The 13,894-nt window shown below is 68.6% G+C and carries 15 protein-coding genes and 2 tRNA genes; 10 read left to right on the top strand and 7 right to left on the bottom strand.

Annotated elements, in window-relative coordinates:
* Positions 1-15: 15 nt before the first annotated feature.
* The gene (locus KY572_RS26805; protein ID WP_224245818.1) at positions 16-591 is read right to left on the bottom strand and encodes a hypothetical protein; all 576 of its coding nucleotides are present in this window, start codon (positions 589-591) and stop codon (positions 16-18) included.
* Positions 592-863: 272 nt separating this feature from the next.
* Here KY572_RS26805 and KY572_RS26800 point away from each other — a divergent pair, with 272 nt between their 5' ends.
* From KY572_RS26800 to KY572_RS26785, 4 genes are all read left to right on the top strand, one after another.
* Positions 864-1,610 carry an HAD family hydrolase gene (locus KY572_RS26800; protein ID WP_224245817.1) on the top strand — a complete coding sequence of 249 codons (747 nt, stop codon included), beginning with the start codon at positions 864-866 and terminating at the stop codon, positions 1,608-1,610.
* A gap of 119 nt (positions 1,611-1,729) precedes the next feature.
* Positions 1,730-2,851, top strand: a complete 1,122-nt coding sequence (gene pdhA / locus KY572_RS26795; RefSeq protein ID WP_224245816.1) for a pyruvate dehydrogenase (acetyl-transferring) E1 component subunit alpha — start codon at positions 1,730-1,732, stop codon at positions 2,849-2,851.
* 45 nt (positions 2,852-2,896) lie between these two features.
* Positions 2,897-3,883, top strand: a complete 987-nt coding sequence (locus KY572_RS26790) for a pyruvate dehydrogenase complex E1 component subunit beta (protein ID WP_224245815.1) — start codon at positions 2,897-2,899, stop codon at positions 3,881-3,883.
* Positions 3,884-3,888: 5 nt separating this feature from the next.
* A complete protein-coding gene (locus KY572_RS26785) occupies positions 3,889-5,508 on the top strand; it encodes a pyruvate dehydrogenase complex dihydrolipoamide acetyltransferase (RefSeq protein ID WP_224245814.1) in 1,620 nt (539 codons plus the stop codon).
* Positions 5,509-5,563: 55 nt separating this feature from the next.
* Here KY572_RS26785 and KY572_RS26780 read toward each other — a convergent pair whose 3' ends face one another.
* A complete protein-coding gene (locus tag KY572_RS26780) occupies positions 5,564-5,761 on the bottom strand; it encodes a hypothetical protein (RefSeq protein WP_224245813.1) in 198 nt (65 codons plus the stop codon).
* A gap of 165 nt (positions 5,762-5,926) precedes the next feature.
* Here KY572_RS26780 and KY572_RS26775 point away from each other — a divergent pair, with 165 nt between their 5' ends.
* Both KY572_RS26775 and KY572_RS26770 read left to right on the top strand, forming a co-directional pair.
* Positions 5,927-6,196, top strand: a complete 270-nt coding sequence (locus tag KY572_RS26775) for a DUF2795 domain-containing protein (protein ID WP_224245812.1) — start codon at positions 5,927-5,929, stop codon at positions 6,194-6,196.
* Positions 6,197-6,361: 165 nt separating this feature from the next.
* The gene (locus KY572_RS26770) at positions 6,362-7,519 is read left to right on the top strand and encodes a sensor histidine kinase (protein WP_224245811.1); all 1,158 of its coding nucleotides are present in this window, start codon (positions 6,362-6,364) and stop codon (positions 7,517-7,519) included.
* On the opposite strand, the gene KY572_RS26765 is transcribed toward KY572_RS26770, so the two are convergent.
* A complete protein-coding gene (locus tag KY572_RS26765; protein ID WP_224245810.1) occupies positions 7,491-7,997 on the bottom strand; it encodes a hypothetical protein in 507 nt (168 codons plus the stop codon). The two genes, KY572_RS26770 and KY572_RS26765, sit on opposite strands and share 29 nt — an antisense overlap.
* A gap of 151 nt (positions 7,998-8,148) precedes the next feature.
* Between KY572_RS26765 and KY572_RS26760 the strand changes: the two genes are divergently transcribed.
* A complete protein-coding gene (locus KY572_RS26760; protein WP_224245809.1) occupies positions 8,149-9,117 on the top strand; it encodes a response regulator in 969 nt (322 codons plus the stop codon).
* A gap of 96 nt (positions 9,118-9,213) precedes the next feature.
* Here KY572_RS26760 and KY572_RS26755 read toward each other — a convergent pair.
* From KY572_RS26755 to gltX, 4 genes are all read right to left on the bottom strand, one after another.
* Positions 9,214-9,285 (bottom strand) — tRNA-Glu (locus KY572_RS26755).
* A 59-nt stretch (positions 9,286-9,344) separates the two neighbouring features.
* A tRNA-Gln gene (locus KY572_RS26750) sits at positions 9,345-9,415 on the bottom strand.
* Positions 9,416-9,482: 67 nt separating this feature from the next.
* Positions 9,483-9,896 carry a hypothetical protein gene (locus KY572_RS26745; RefSeq protein WP_224245808.1) on the bottom strand — a complete coding sequence of 138 codons (414 nt, stop codon included), beginning with the start codon at positions 9,894-9,896 and terminating at the stop codon, positions 9,483-9,485.
* 65 nt (positions 9,897-9,961) lie between these two features.
* Positions 9,962-11,401, bottom strand: coding sequence for a glutamate--tRNA ligase (gene gltX, locus KY572_RS26740; protein WP_224245807.1), 1,440 nt, complete (start codon positions 11,399-11,401; stop codon positions 9,962-9,964).
* 108 nt (positions 11,402-11,509) lie between these two features.
* Here gltX and KY572_RS26735 point away from each other — a divergent pair, with 108 nt between their 5' ends.
* From KY572_RS26735 to KY572_RS26725, 3 genes are read left to right on the top strand one after another with little or no spacing between them, the layout of a single operon-like run.
* Positions 11,510-12,085: a hypothetical protein gene (locus KY572_RS26735; RefSeq protein ID WP_224245806.1), complete on the top strand. Its 576-nt coding sequence runs from the start codon at positions 11,510-11,512 to the stop codon at positions 12,083-12,085.
* Between the two features lie 14 nt (positions 12,086-12,099).
* Positions 12,100-12,978, top strand: a complete 879-nt coding sequence (locus tag KY572_RS26730; RefSeq protein WP_224246015.1) for a myxosortase-dependent metalloprotease, MXAN_2677/MXAN_2678 family — start codon at positions 12,100-12,102, stop codon at positions 12,976-12,978.
* The gene (locus KY572_RS26725) at positions 12,975-13,889 is read left to right on the top strand and encodes a myxosortase-dependent metalloprotease, MXAN_2677/MXAN_2678 family (RefSeq protein WP_224245805.1); all 915 of its coding nucleotides are present in this window, start codon (positions 12,975-12,977) and stop codon (positions 13,887-13,889) included. Before KY572_RS26730 ends, KY572_RS26725 begins: the two co-directional genes overlap by 4 nt.
* The last annotated feature ends 5 nt before the right edge of the window (positions 13,890-13,894 follow it).

Genomic DNA, 13,894 nt, shown 5'->3' with positions numbered 1-13,894 from the left:
GGACCGCCGGACGCGTCAGTAGACGACCGGGAAGCTGGAGCGCCTGGCGTGCGGGGCCTTCTCGGCGTCGCCCTTCTCCAGGCCGATCTCGAAGGAGGCCGCGTCCTGGCGGATGTTCACCATCTGCTGCTCGATGAAGTCCACCTCGCCATCGGCCTGGGCGTCAGCCACGGTCTGGGCGATGTCGGCCTGATCGGCGAGCACCGTGTTCGCCTCGGCGCCGGTGAGCGAGCCGTTGCGGATGCCCTGGGCGATGCTGCCGATCTGCGAGGCCTGCGCCTTGGCGACGGCCGGATCGCGGGGGGAGGCCTGCGTGCGGTTGTGGCTGGCCAGGAACACGTCGAGGCCGGCCTTGGCCTGCTGGAGCTGGATGCTGAGGGCCTCGCGGGCGGAGATCACGCCGTCCGCGGACGCCTTGCTGGTGGCCTCGGCGATCTTCGCCTGCTGGGCCAGGAGCTTGGCGGCCTCCGTCTCGGTGACGGCGCCGCTCTTGATGCCCTTCTGGATGGTGTCGAGCTGCCGGGCCTGGGTGCTGGCGATCTTCTCGGAGCGCACCGGGGTGAGGAACTTGTCCAGGGCGCCCGGCTTCACCGGCACCTGCGGCTTGGGCAGGGTCAGGGCGGGCTTCGGCTGCGCCGGGGTCGCAGTCGTGGCGGGCAGGGGGGGGGCTCGCGACGGAAGAGGTGATCTTGGCCATGGTGTGATTTTCCAGAAAGGGAATTGACGTCTGGATTTTCGGGGTTTCACTCGCGGAGTTGCGTCAACCGGACGTCAAAATTTCGTTGTGGATGTAGGCGGTGGTGCCACATCCATGTCATCCCCTGTCCTGGTATGCGAGGGCCGCGTATATCCTCGCGTCCCCCATGGCCTACGACGACCTCAAGAGCCGCATCCGGGAAGGCTGGCAGGACACCCTGCGTGACATCCTGGAGCGAGCCCGCTCGCTCGGGACGGAGGCCGTGCTGGCGTTCGACCTGGACTCCACGCTCTTCGACAACCGCCCGCGCCAGGTGCGCATCCTCCGGGAGTTCGGAGCGGCGCGTGGGTTGACGCCGCTCGGACAGTGCGTGGTGGCCCACTGGAGCAGCGGGTGGGACATGAAGACGGCCATGCGCAACTGCGGCCTGGACCCCGAGCAGGTGGAGGCCCACTACCCGGAGGCCCGCGCGTTCTGGCTGGAGCGCTTCTTCACCAGCGAGTACTGCGTGGAAGACATTGCCATCGAGGGGGCGGCCGCCTTCACGCACGCCGTGGTGGGCACCGGCGCCCAGCTCGTCTACGTGACGGGCCGCCACGAGGGCATGCGGGCCGGCACGGTGGAGGCCATGCAGCGCTGCGGCCTGGCGCTCCCGGGCGAGCGCTCCACCCAGCTCCTCATGAAGCCCACGCCGCGCGAGAGCGATGACGCTTTCAAGCGCGAGGCCCACGCGCGGCTGGGGATGCTGGGGCAGGTGATCGCCGCGTTCGACAACGAGCCCACCCACGTCAATGACTATCAGCGAAATTTCCCCCAGGCGACAGTCATCCACCTGGCCACCGATCACTCGGGCCGGCCGGTGGAACTGTTGGAGGCCGTGATCTCCATTCCTCACTTCACGGGCGTGTCTTGACGCAGTGCGGCCAGGCAACAGTTTGGCTTTGAAGTCCCCCAGCCGCGCGCTATGAGGCGCACGGCGTTTGACGCCTCGCCGGCACAGGGCGGGGCGACCTCTTCAGGAGGCAGCTCGCGGTGGCCAGCCAGTACTCGAAGGAACTGCTGTTGACGATGTACCGGAAGATGTACCTCATCCGCCGTTTCGAGGAGCGCACGGACCAGCAGTACAAGCAGGGGAAGATCGCCGGCTTCTGCCACCTCTACATCGGCCAGGAGGCCGTGGCGGTGGGCCCCAACGAGGCCATCCGGCCGGATGACTACATGCTCTCGGCGTACCGCGATCACGGTCAGCCGCTGGCGCGTGGCTCGGACCCGGGCATGGTGATGGCGGAGCTGTTCGGCCGCAGCACCGGCTACAGCAAGGGCAAGGGCGGCTCGATGCACATCTTCGACATCGAGCACCACTTCTACGGAGGCTACGGCATCGTCGGCGCGCAGATCCCGCTGGCGGCCGGCATGGCGTTCGCCAGCCGCTACCGCAACGAGGATCGCGTCACCGTCTGCTACTTCGGCGACGCGGCGGCCAACCAGGGCTCCTTCCACGAGACGTTCAACATGGCGGCCAAGTGGAAGCTGCCGGTCATCTACATCTGCGAGAACAACCGCTACGGCATGGGCACGGCCATCGGCCGCGTGGCGGCGGTGCCGGAGATCCACAAGCGCGCGGCGGCCTACAACATGCGCGGCGAGGCCGTGGACGGCATGGACTGCCTGAAGATGTACGAGGCGGTGAAGGACGCGGCCGAGTACTGCCGCGCGGGCAAGGGCCCGGTGCTGCTGGAGGCCAACACCTACCGCTTCCGCGGCCACTCGGTGGTGGACCCGGCCAGCTACCGCAAGAAGGAGGAGGTCGAGGAGGAGCGCAAGAACGACCCCATCCCGAAGCTGCGCGAGTACACGCTCAAGAAGAAGCTGGCCACGGAGGCGGAGTTCGAGGCCATCGACGAGGAGGTGAAGGCGCAGGTGGACGCGGCGGTGAAGTTCGCCGACGAGTCGCCCGAGCCCAGCCTGGACGAGCTGTGGCGCGACACCATCGTGGAGCCGGGCGAGGAGGACGTGCGCCCGCGCGAGCGCGTGCTGGGCATGAAGGTGAAGTGGCCCTCGTACCCCTCCGGCCAGGAGCTGAAGGTGACGTGGGATCTGGAGCCTCGCGAGCACGCCGAGCGAGAGGACAAGAAGGCCGGTCTGGCTCGCTAGCGAGCCGCCTCGCAACCCTTTACTGAGAGAGTCGGAGCCAAAATCATGGCCGAGTTGATGTACCGCGAGGCGCTGAACCAGGCGCTCGCCGAGGAGATGGAGCGCGACGCCAACGTCTTCCTGATTGGTGAGGAAGTGGGCCGCTACAACGGCGCGTTCAAGGTGTCGCTGGGGCTGCTGGACAGGTTCGGGAGCGCGCGCATCATCGACGCGCCCATCTCCGAGCTGGGCTTCGCGGGCCTGGGCGTGGGCGCGGCGATGGTGGGCCTGCGTCCGGTGGTGGAGATGATGACGTGGAACTTCGCCATCCTGGCGATGGACCAGATCGTCAACAACGCGGCCAAGCTGCGGCACATGTCCGGCGGCCAGCTGCGCTGCCCCATCGTGTTTCGCGGCCCGGGTGGCGCGGGCGGCCGGCTCTCCAGCCAGCACAGCCAGGCGCTCGAGGCCAACTACGCCCACTTCCCGGGCCTGAAGGTGATCGCGCCGGCCACGCCCGCGGACGCCAAGGGCATGCTCAAGTCGGCCATCCGCGACGAGAACCCCGTCATCATGTTCGAGGGCGAGCGGCTCTATGCCATCAAGGGCGAGGTGCCCGAGGGTGAGCACGTCGTCCCCATCGGCAAGGCGGACGTGAAGCGCGAGGGCAAGGACGTCTCCATCATCACGTGGAGCCGCATGTACTACTTCTGCGAGGAGGCCGCGAAGCAGCTGGAGCAGGAGGGCATCTCGGTGGAGATCCTGGACCTGCGCACGCTGCGGCCGCTCGACGAGGAGGCCATCCTGGCCACGGTGCGCAAGACGAACCGCGTCGTCATCGTGGAGGAGGGCTGGGCGCTGGCGGGTGTGGGCGCCTCGGTGGTGGACATCATCCAGTCCAAGGCGTTCGACGACCTGGACGCGCCGGTGGTGCGCGTGACGGGGCTCGACGTGAACATGTCCTACGCGGCCAACCTGGAGAACGCGACCCAGCCGGACGCGCCCAAGATCATCGACGCCGTGAAGAAGGTCCTCTACCGCGAGGGAGCCTGAGCCGTATGTCCACGCCCATCCCGATGCCTTCGCTCTCCCCGACCATGAAGGAGGGCAAGATCATCAAGTGGCTGAAGAAGGTAGGGGACAAGGTCTCGTCCGGTGAAGCGATCGCCGAGGTCGAGACCGACAAGTCCAACCTCGAGATCGAGGCCTACGACGACGGCGTCCTGCTGGAGATCGTCGTCGGCGAGGGAGAGATGGCCCAGGTGGGCGCTCCCATCGCCCATATCGGCGCCAAGGGGGAGAAGGTCCAGGCCGGCAAGGCCGCCGCGCCGGCTCCCTCCGCTCCGAAGGCCGAGGCTCCGAAGGCCGAGGCTCCGAAGGCCGAGGCTCCGAAGGCCGCCGCGCCCGCTCCGGCTCCCGCCGCCGCTCCGGCCGCGGGAGGAGGGGAGGGGATCGCCATCCCCATGCCCTCGCTCTCCCCGACCATGAAGGAGGGGAAGATCGTCAAGTGGCTCAAGAAGGAGGGGGACAAGGTCTCCTCCGGTGAGCCCATCGCCGAGGTGGAGACGGACAAGTCCAACCTCGAGATCGAGGCCTACGACGACGGCACGCTGTCGAAGATCGTCGTGGGCGAGGGCCAGGTGGCGACGGTGGGGGCTCCCATCGCGTACATCGCCGGCAAGGCAGGCAAGGCGGCTCCCGCGCCGGCTCCTTCCGCTCCGAAGGCGGAGGCTCCCAAGGCCGCTGCTCCGGCGCCGGCTCCTTCCGCTCCGAAGGCGGAGGCTCCCAAGGCCGCCGCGCCCGCTGGAGGCCGTGTCCGTGCCAGCCCGCTGGCGAAGCGGATGGCGCGGGACCGAGGCCTGGATCTCTCGGCGCTGCAGGGCTCCGGTCCGCTCGGCCGCGTGGTGAAGCGCGACATCGAGGCGGCGCTGGCCAAGGGGCCGCCCGCGGCCCAGAAGCCCGCGAAGGCTCCTGCGGCGGCGGCCCGGGCGGGTGTCAGGCCCGAGCCCCAGTCGGTGCCCATCTCGTCGATGCGCCGGGTGATCGCCCAGCGCATGACGGAGGTGAAGCCGGGCGTGCCCCACTTCTACCTGACGGTGGACGTGGAGATGGACGCGGCGATGAAGATCCGCGAGGAGGCCAAGGCGCTGGAGTCCAAGGTCTCCGTCAACGACATCATCGTGAAGGCGGCGGCCATCGCGCTGCGGCGCTACCCGAAGATCAACGTGTCGCTGCAGGGCGATCACATCCTGCAGTACGCGACGGCGGACGTGGGCATCGCCGTGGCGCTGGAGGAGGGGCTCATCACGCCCATCATCCGGGACGCGGATCAGAAGGGGCTGGCGGCCATCTCCGCCGAGTCCCGCGAGCTGGCCGAGCGCGCGCGCAAGCGGGCCCTCAAGCCGGACGAGTACACGGGCGGCTCGCTCACGGTGTCCAACCTGGGCATGTACGGCATCGACCAGTTCGTCGCCGTCATCAACCCGCCGCAGGCGTCCATCCTCGCGGTGGGCTCGGTGGCGGACAAGGCGGTGGTGCGCGACGGACAGATCGTCGCGCGGAAGATCCTCACGGTGACGCTCTCGTGCGATCACCGGGTGATCGACGGTGCCATCGGCGCGGAGTACCTGCGCGAGTTCAAGACGCTGCTCGAGCACCCGATGCGGCTGCTGTTCTAGTCGCCTCGCGAGCCCCAGGCCTCGCCCCCGATGAACGAGGGCGAGGCCGGGAGACTCACTCCTTCTCCTCGTCCATGTCCTGCTCGAGCCGGCGCTGGGCCTCGGTGACTTCGGCCTGCGCCTCGCGCGGGGTGCCGGTGGGCAGCTCCTCCTCGTGCTCCTTCGAGCGGCCCTGGATGCCGGGCCACGGCTCCGGCCGGGTGTCCTGCGCGTGCTCGATGTGCTCCACGTAGCCCTTGTCCTTCTTCTCCATCCTCTGCCTCCTCTTCGTGTCCGTGGAGATACGGTGAGGTGTGGAGGTGGAGGTAGCCATAGGCTGAGCAGGAGGGCGCCTGGCTTCTTGCTCGCTCAGCGGACGATGAAAAAAGCCCGCAATGTCCCCGTCGCCTGCTTAACTTCTCCTCAAATGAACGACGACATGACACGAGCCCGGTCCACCCTCGGCGATGGTGGGCCGGAGGCACGTGCGAAGCCGCCTCTCTCGCTCGCATCCCTGCTGCGGCAGGCGCTCCAGGGCGCGGTCTACCCGCTCTCCATGGAGCAGCTGAGCCGTGTGGCTCGGGAAAACGCCGCTCCGGCGGAGGTCCTCACCTTGTTGAGCGGCCTGCCTCGCGGAGAGTTCCGCTCGCTCGACGCGGTGGAGTTCGCCCTCGAGGGAGAAGCGCAGGACAGGGCTCGCGCGAGATAGGAACTCCGCGCGAACCCGACAGGGTATGCAGGTCTTGAGACGCGGTGCGTCACGAGTGCGCTCGCTCTCTGAGCGGCTTTGCTCGGGATGAAGATGCGGTGGCGGCGGGTGGCGTTATCCTGGGGTCATTCCAGGACGCCTCCCTCCTCGGCCTGGATCCCCTTCATGAGCCCGTACGATCTTCCCGCAGTCCTCTACTGTGACGACGACGCCCTGAACCTCCGGGTGTTCGACGCCAACTTCGGCCAGCGCTTCCGCATCTTCCGCTGCTCCTCGCCCAACGAGGCGCTGGCCCTGCTGGAGCAGCGGCGCGGAGAGATCGGCGTCGTCATCTCCGATCAGCGCATGCCGGGCATGAGCGGCGTGGAGCTGCTGGAGCGCGCCCGCACGCTGGCGCCCGACGCCAAGCGCATGCTCGTCACCGCCTACGCGGACCTGCAGGCGGTGGTGGACGCCGTCAACCGCGGCCAGGTGACGCGCTACTTCGTCAAGCCGTGGGATCGCGCGGAGATGCTGGCCGCGCTCGAGGACGCGCTGAAGATCGCGCGCCTGGAGCTGAAGATCCGCGAAGTCGAGAGCCGGATGATGAAGGCCGAGCGTCTGGCCACCCTGGGACAGGTGACGGCCGGCATCGCCCACGAGCTGATGGGGCCGGTGGGCTACCTCTCGCAGAACGTGTCCGCGCTGCGCCGGGACATCGATCAGGTCATCGAGTACGTGAACAAGCACCTGGCGAGTGATCCGGACCGTGCGGTGGCCGAGACGGTGAAGGATCTGCCCTCGCTGATCGGCGATCTGTCCACGGGCACCGAGCACCTGCGGCAGGTGGCGCACGGCCTGAAGGCGCAGGCGCGCGGCGACGAGACGGAGCAGGCGGCGGAGATCTCCGAAGTGGTCTCCTTCGCGGTGAAGCTCGCGCGCGCCGAGGTGCGGGACAGGGCGCGCCTGACGAGCAGCGGCGAGGCGGCGCGGGTGCTGTTCGGGCCGGTGAAGCTCTGCCAGGTGGTGCTCAACCTCATCGTCAACGCCGCGCAGGCCATGGAGGGCATCGGCCGCCAGGGGAAGATCGACGTGCGCTGGACGATGCAGGACCACAACGTGATCCTCACCGTCTCGGACAACGGCTGCGGCATCCCCGTCGAGCTGCAGGAGAAGGTCTTCCAGCCGCTCTTCACCACCAAGCCGGTGGGCATCGGCACGGGGCTGGGGCTGTCCATCTGCAAGGATCTCGTCACGCAGTACGGAGGCAAGCTCAAGCTGTCCTCCGTGCCGGGCGAGGGCACGGACATCGAGATCACCCTGCTTCGGGCGCCGATGCCTTGAGTCCGAAGGCGTTGTGGAGCATGCGCCAGACGCGGTGGAGCGTCTCCGCCTCGCTGGGGCGGACGTGCTCCACCACCGCCGCGCGTCGCTCCTGGCGCTTGTCCGGGGGGCCGGCCTTCCAGACGACGACGATGGCGTAGTGCCCCGAGGGGCGCTGGACCACCTCGACGGCCGTCACGTCGTCGAAGGGGACCGTCTCGGTGCGGGTGGCCGAGGGCGCCCAGCTCAGGCGCTCCAGCCGGAACGTCTCGGTGGAGAAGTGGAGGACGAAGCGCCGGCGCCCCAGCCGGGCCTCCGTCCGCAGGGCGTACCCGATGAAGGCCGCCGCCGCCAGGGCCAGGGCGGCGGGGGTGCCATAGTGGCTGGGGGTGAGCACCAGGAGTGACAGGCTACCCAGACCGCAGGCGGCGGCCAGGAGCAGGCACAGCTCCGGGACCAGGCGCTGCCCGAAGGTGGGGGGGAGGGACTCCCCGACCATGCGCCCCTCGTCATACCTCAGGCGCACGTCTCCAACCCGGGGGGGGGATACGGTTCTCCACCAAGGCGTCGGCGAAGCTCACAGCCTACAGCATAGGTCGGCTCTTCGCTTCGCTCGAAGTTACCTTCGAGCTGTGAGATCCTCCCGTCCAATGGATCTGCCGTTCGAGACCGAGGAGAGCGAGGGAGGAACGGGGGGAACGCTCGCCTCGACCCTGCTGGTAGTGGACGACGAGCCCGTCGTGCTGGACGTATGCGGTCGGCTCCTGGCGCGTGAGGCGGACCTGGTCGTCATCCAGGCCACCAGCGCCGAGGAGGCCCTGCCGTTGCTGCAGAACCAGCGCATCGACGTGCTCATCACCGACAAGAACCTGCCGCAGATGAGCGGCATCGAGCTCATCGCCGAGGCGCGGCGCCTGCAACCCGCGCTCGAGGCGATGATGATCACCGGCTATGCCAGCTCGGAGTCGGTGATCGCCGCCTTCGCGGCGGGGGCGAGCGACTACATCCTCAAGCCCTTCGATGATCTGCGCGTGCTGCGGGCCAAGGTGAGGGCCGCGCTCGAGCGGCGCTCCGAGCGCATCAAGGGCCGAGAGCAGGCCCGGGATGTGGCCCGGCAGGCCGCCGCGCTGCTGGAGAGCGGACAGGACGCGCCCGAGCCGGCGCACCAGGCGCTCGAGGACGAGCTGCGCAACTACGAGCAGGCGGTGAAGAGCGGGGCGATGACGGGCCGCGTGGCCGTGGTCGGCAGCCCCGAGGCCGTGCAGGTGCTCAACTCCGAGGGCTTCCAGGTGGTGGAGCTGCCGGCCACCTCTCCGGAGCTGGAGCACTGCGACGTCGTCATCCTGGAGACGGGCGAGCCGCGCTGGCGGATGCTGGCGGAGATCCTCCAGTCCCGGGCGCCGGACGTGCTGCTGCTGGCCAACCCGCAGGCGGATCTCGCGGACCTGCTGGAGGCCATCGGCCTGAGGCTGGACCTGGTGGGCTTCGGCTCCTCCTCGGGGACGCAGAGCCTGCCGGAGCGCGTGCGGATGCTGCTGGTGCGCCGGACGATCCAGCGGGCGCAGACGCGGCTGGCCAACGCGCTGCTGCTCTTCCACCGGAGCATCACCCGCCGCTGAGTGGGGGAGTCGCCGAGCCGGGGCGCCGCCTGTTCGGGGCGCTCGAGCACGCAAAAGCGAAACGCCCGCCCTCCGTGAGGAGAGCGGGCGTCTCAGTGACCCTGCCGGGATTCGAACCCGAGTTTGTGCCGTGAGAGGGCACCGTCCTAACCACTAGACGACAGGGCCGTTGCGACTGCGACTTCAAGTATCTCTTCGGTGTGCTCACGTCAACCGAAGATTTCAAGCTGGGGAACTAGGATTCGAACCTAGATAAGCAGAGTCAGAGTCTGCTGTCCTGCCGTTAGACGATTCCCCAAGAACCGCCGTGCTGCGTGCTGCTGACTTCGGGACTTCTACTACCACAACTCGCTGGGGCTCGTGAACTACCGAGTTTTCTTCCCCGACTTGGGCTCGGGCGCCTTCCTGACGGGCTTGGCGGGAGCCGGAACCGGAACGACGTAGATACGGACCTCGTCGTTTGCTTCATAAATGTTCAACCCCTCGAAGTTCTTCCCAGAGGGGTTGGTGATGTGCACGGCCTTCACGCCCGGCTGGTTGACGATCGACTTCCGAGGATACGCCTGAACCGGGTACACCGTCCGGTAGTACTTCAGCGTCTCCTCGAAGTCGCGTGGCGCCCGGTACCGATTCTCGCCCACCTTCTGTGCGCCATCGGGCAGCTGTGCTCCGCTGACCGTCTCTGCCCCCGCCGCCGTCACCCACAACACCGCCACCGCCGCCCAGAGCGGGCGCGCCTTATAGAAATGGCCTCTCAGGCTGTCAAGCGCTCGCGTCATGGGGCGACAAGATAGGGCCCTGGCGCGGTGTCGTCCACCGACTTCGCGAGGGCCCGGGGCGTGTGTCAGCCGCGAGCCAGGGCGGCATCCAGGCGGCGCAGCGCCTCGTCCTTGCCCATCAGGAGGAGCGTCTCGCCGATGCCCGGGCTCGTGGTGTTCCCGGTGATGGCCACCCGGACGGGCTGGGCCACCTTGCCCATGCCCACGCCTGCCCGCTCGCTCACCGTCTTGATGACCGCATCCAGGGCCGGCACGCTCCACTCGGGCAGGGCGGCCGCGTCGTCCCGCACCTGCCGGACGAGCTTCAGGGAGTCCGCCGTGAGGTGCTTGGCGGCGGCCTTCTCGTCGAGCGTCACGCCCGAGGCGAGGTACGGCACGGCCATGGTGGCCATCTCCTCGAGTGTCTTGGCGCGCTCGCGGAAGGCGACGACGAAGCGCTCCAGGCGCGAGTCGCCCGCGGGCAGTGCGTGCCCCTTGTCCGCGAGGAAGGGCCCCAGGCGCCGGGCGATGTCGGCTGGGGGCAGCGTCTTCAGGTAGTGCTGGTTGAGCCACAGCAGCTTCTCCGGGTTCCACACGCCGGAGGTGCTGCCCACGTCCTTGAAGTCGAACCACTCGATCATCTGCTGGCGGGAGATGACCTCGTCGTTGCCGTGGCTCCAGCCCAGGCGGATGACGAAGTTGAGCAGGGCCTCCGGGAGGATCCCGTTGGCCTTGTGCAGCATGACGTCCGCCTCCTTGTGCTTGCGCTTGGACAGCTTCTCGCGGTCCGGCCCGAGGATGAGCGGCAGGTGGGCGAAGCGCGGCGGCTCCCAGCCGAACGCCTGGTAGAGCATCAGCTGCGGGAAGGTGGAGTTGACGTGCTCCTGCCCGCGCGCCACCAGGGTGATGTCCATCAGGTGGTCATCGATGACGCAGCCGAAGTTGTAGAGCGGGATGCCGTCCGCCCGGAGCATGACCCAGTCATCCAGGTCCGAGTACTCCTTGGTGATCTTCCCGAGCACGAAGTCGTCGAAGGAGACGGAGCCCTCCTTGGACGGCATCTTGAAGCGCACGACGGACTGCCGGCCCTCGGGGATGTCCTTCCGGTCCCGGCAGGTGCCCTCGTACTTGTAGACGCCGGCCACGCCGGCTTCCTTCTCGGCGCGGGCCCGGCGCTCCTTGATCTCCTCGGGCGTGCAGTAGCAGCGGTAGGCCTTGCCCGCGGCGATGAGCTGCTCGGCGTGCTGGCGGTACGTGTCCAGCCGCTGCGTCTGGAAGTACGGGGTGAAGGGCCCGCCCTTCCCGGGGCCCTCGTCCCAGTCGATGTCCAGCCACTTCAGGCCGTCGAGGATGGCCTGCAGCGAGGCCTCGGTGGAGCGCTCCAGATCCGTGTCCTCGATGCGCAGGATGAAGGTGCCGCCGAAGCGCCGGGCATAGAGGTAGTTGAAGAGCGCCGTCCGGGCACCGCCGATATGGAGGTAGCCGGTGGGAGAGGGTGCGAAACGGACTCGGGGTGCGGAGGCCATGAGAGGGGCGCGGATAGCAAGCAGCGGATAGGTGGTCAACGTGAGCCCGCAGTGCTTCGAGCACCTCTGGGGCCCGTGGGCTACACTGAGGGGAACCGAGGTGACCTGATGACACTGCGCTCCGCGCTCTCCGCTGTCCTGGCCGCTGCCTTGCTGATCGGGCTGCCGGCCGCCGCCACGACGATGCTCCGATTCGACCTGACCGGGCTGGCCCAGACGGCCGACACCGTGGTGCACGGCACCGTCCGCCGCGCCGAGAGCCGGTGGAGCGGCGACCGCCGCCGCATCGTCACCGACGTGGAGATCGAGGTGACGGAGACACTCAAGGGCCAGGCGGGCAGCACCGTCGTCATCGTCCAGCCCGGTGGTCGGGTGGGGGATATCGGACAGATGGTCCACGGCCTTGCCACCTTCACGCCGGGCGAGGAGGTGGTGGTCTTCCTGGAGCGCAAGGGCCCGAGCGCCTTTCGGGTGACGGGCATGGCGCAGGGCAAGTACCAGGTGCAGCGCTCGGCGGACACCCGCTCGGCGCTCGCGGTGCCGGAGAGCACGGGGGATGTGCTCCTGCTGGAGCCGACGACGCGCAAGCCCACCGCCTCCACCGCGCGGACGCTCCCGCTGGATGAGCTGAAGGCCGCCATCCGGAATGCCCTCCAGCAGCCGGGCAAGGAGAAGCGCCAGTGAAGATCGCGGCGTTGATGCTGGCCCTCTCGCTGGGCCAGTCGGCTCCCTATGTCCGCAGCCGCGTCGAGGCGGGAGATCCCTCGACGCAGTGCCTCTATTGGACGGTGCCGAAGATCACCTGGTACCAGAGCAGCGCGGGCAACCCGCAGACGAGGCCCCAGGCCTCCGAGTTCGACGCCGTCCGGCGCTCGTTCCAGGGCTGGCGGACGATCTTCGACCAGTGCGGCAACCTGTCCCTCGAGGAGGGGGGCGTCGTCGACGACCGCAAGGTGGGCTACGTGGTCAACGGCGACAACCGGAACCTGGTGCTCTTCCGCACCCGGCGCTGCGGCGACACCAACATCGTGCCGGCCAATGATCCGTGCTGGGAAGAGGAGTCGTGCGCCAACGAGTATGACTGCTGGGACAACGATCTCGGGACGATCGCCGTCACCCTCACCACCTACGACGAGAAGTCCGGCATCATCTACGACTCGGACATCGAGCTGAACTCGGTGGCCTTCTACTTCACCACCTCGGATGGTCCGCTCTGCAACCCGCCGGCGCTGACCACCAACTGCGTGTCCACGGACGTGCAGAACACCATGACGCACGAGATCGGCCACTTCGTCGGCCTGGACCACACCAACGCCGTGGGCTCCACGATGAACCCTCGGGCGCAGACAGGTGAGATCTCCAAGCGGAGCATCGACCCGGGCTCGCGCGACTTCGTGTGCTCGGAGGCCTACCCGAAGGGCATGGCCAGCCAGGCCTGCGTCCATCCCACGTCGGACGCGAACCTCGGCCGCAAGGCCCAGGTCGGGTGCGCCTCCGTCGGGGCCGAGGCGTGGCTGCCAGCGCTGGCCGGGTGGGCGCTGCTGCTCGCCCGTCGCCGTCGGGGAGGGCGCTCGTGAGCCCGCGCGGGCTGCTCCTGCTGGCCGTCCTGTTCGTGGCGCCCGCCGCGAGCGCCCAGGTGTACCGGCGCACCGTGGTCCCCGGAAAGCCCCTGTGCCTCAACTGGCTCAGTCGAGAGTTCGTCTACCACATCGACTCGGCCGGCAGCCTCCGCACGCCGCGGGACACCGAGTTCCCCGCGATCGACGCCTCCTTCGACACGTGGCGCACGCTGTCGGCCACGTGCAGCGACTTCACCTTCGTCCGTGGCCCGGACGTGAGCCGCCCCGCCGTGGGCTACGTCGTGGACGGGGAGAACCAGAACGTCGTCACCTTCCGGGAGACGGCCTGCTCGGACGTCGTCCCCTATGACGATCCCTGCATCGAGGCCGAGACGTGCGCCAATGACTACTCCTGCTGGGAGCACGGCGACCTGACGATCGGGCTCACCACCACCACGTTCAGCTTCAAGAACGGCATCATCCTGGACGCGGACATCGAGCTCAACGCCTCGCAGCCGGGCGGCAACCTGGGCTTCCTCTTCACCGTCGTCAGCTCGCCGATCTGCGAGGGGCTGCCCTCGACGGAGTGCGTGGCCACGGACATCCAGAACACGATGACCCACGAGATCGGCCACGCCATGGGGCTGGACCACGTGTTCGAGCCGCTGTCCACCATGGAGGCCTCCGCGCCCATCGGAGAGACCCAGAAGCGCGTCATCGACGCCGGCAGCGCCGCGGGCTTCTGCGACACCTATCCGCGGGGCCTTCCGCCCACCCAGTGCACCGAGATCGGCGTGTCCAGCAAGAACCTGTCCGGCCAGAGCGCGGGGACGAACTGCGCGGCGGCCCCTGGCTCGTTCCTGCCCGGCGTGCTGCTGTCCATGTGGATGTTCCGGGCGCGGCGGCGGGCCCGGGCCTGCCGTACGTGAGGAGA

The organism is Hyalangium gracile (assembly GCF_020103725.1).
In the GTDB taxonomy this organism is placed as follows: domain Bacteria; phylum Myxococcota; class Myxococcia; order Myxococcales; family Myxococcaceae; genus Hyalangium; species Hyalangium gracile.
The sequence above is the reverse complement of the archived record's forward strand: the minus strand, read 5'-3'. Positions and strand labels throughout refer to the sequence as shown.

Bases quoted from the DNA above. Each gene is read 5' to 3' on its own strand.
- KY572_RS26780 (WP_224245813.1), bottom strand. From the start codon at position 5,761: ATGGAGAAGAAGGACAAGGGCTACGTGGAGCACATCGAGCACGCGCAG.
- KY572_RS26735 (WP_224245806.1), top strand. From the start codon at position 11,510: ATGACACTGCGCTCCGCGCTCTCCGCTGTCCTGGCCGCTGCCTTGCTG.
- KY572_RS26790 (WP_224245815.1), top strand. From the start codon at position 2,897: ATGGCCGAGTTGATGTACCGCGAGGCGCTGAACCAGGCGCTCGCCGAG.
- KY572_RS26785 (WP_224245814.1), top strand. From the start codon at position 3,889: ATGTCCACGCCCATCCCGATGCCTTCGCTCTCCCCGACCATGAAGGAG.
- KY572_RS26760 (WP_224245809.1), top strand. From the start codon at position 8,149: ATGGATCTGCCGTTCGAGACCGAGGAGAGCGAGGGAGGAACGGGGGGA.
- KY572_RS26770 (WP_224245811.1), top strand. From the start codon at position 6,362: ATGAGCCCGTACGATCTTCCCGCAGTCCTCTACTGTGACGACGACGCC.
- KY572_RS26730 (WP_224246015.1), top strand. From the start codon at position 12,100: ATGCTGGCCCTCTCGCTGGGCCAGTCGGCTCCCTATGTCCGCAGCCGC.
- KY572_RS26745 (WP_224245808.1), bottom strand. From the start codon at position 9,896: ATGACGCGAGCGCTTGACAGCCTGAGAGGCCATTTCTATAAGGCGCGC.
- gltX (WP_224245807.1), bottom strand. From the start codon at position 11,401: ATGGCCTCCGCACCCCGAGTCCGTTTCGCACCCTCTCCCACCGGCTAC.
- KY572_RS26800 (WP_224245817.1), top strand. From the start codon at position 864: ATGGCCTACGACGACCTCAAGAGCCGCATCCGGGAAGGCTGGCAGGAC.
- KY572_RS26765 (WP_224245810.1), bottom strand. From the start codon at position 7,997: ATGGTCGGGGAGTCCCTCCCCCCCACCTTCGGGCAGCGCCTGGTCCCG.
- KY572_RS26775 (WP_224245812.1), top strand. From the start codon at position 5,927: ATGACACGAGCCCGGTCCACCCTCGGCGATGGTGGGCCGGAGGCACGT.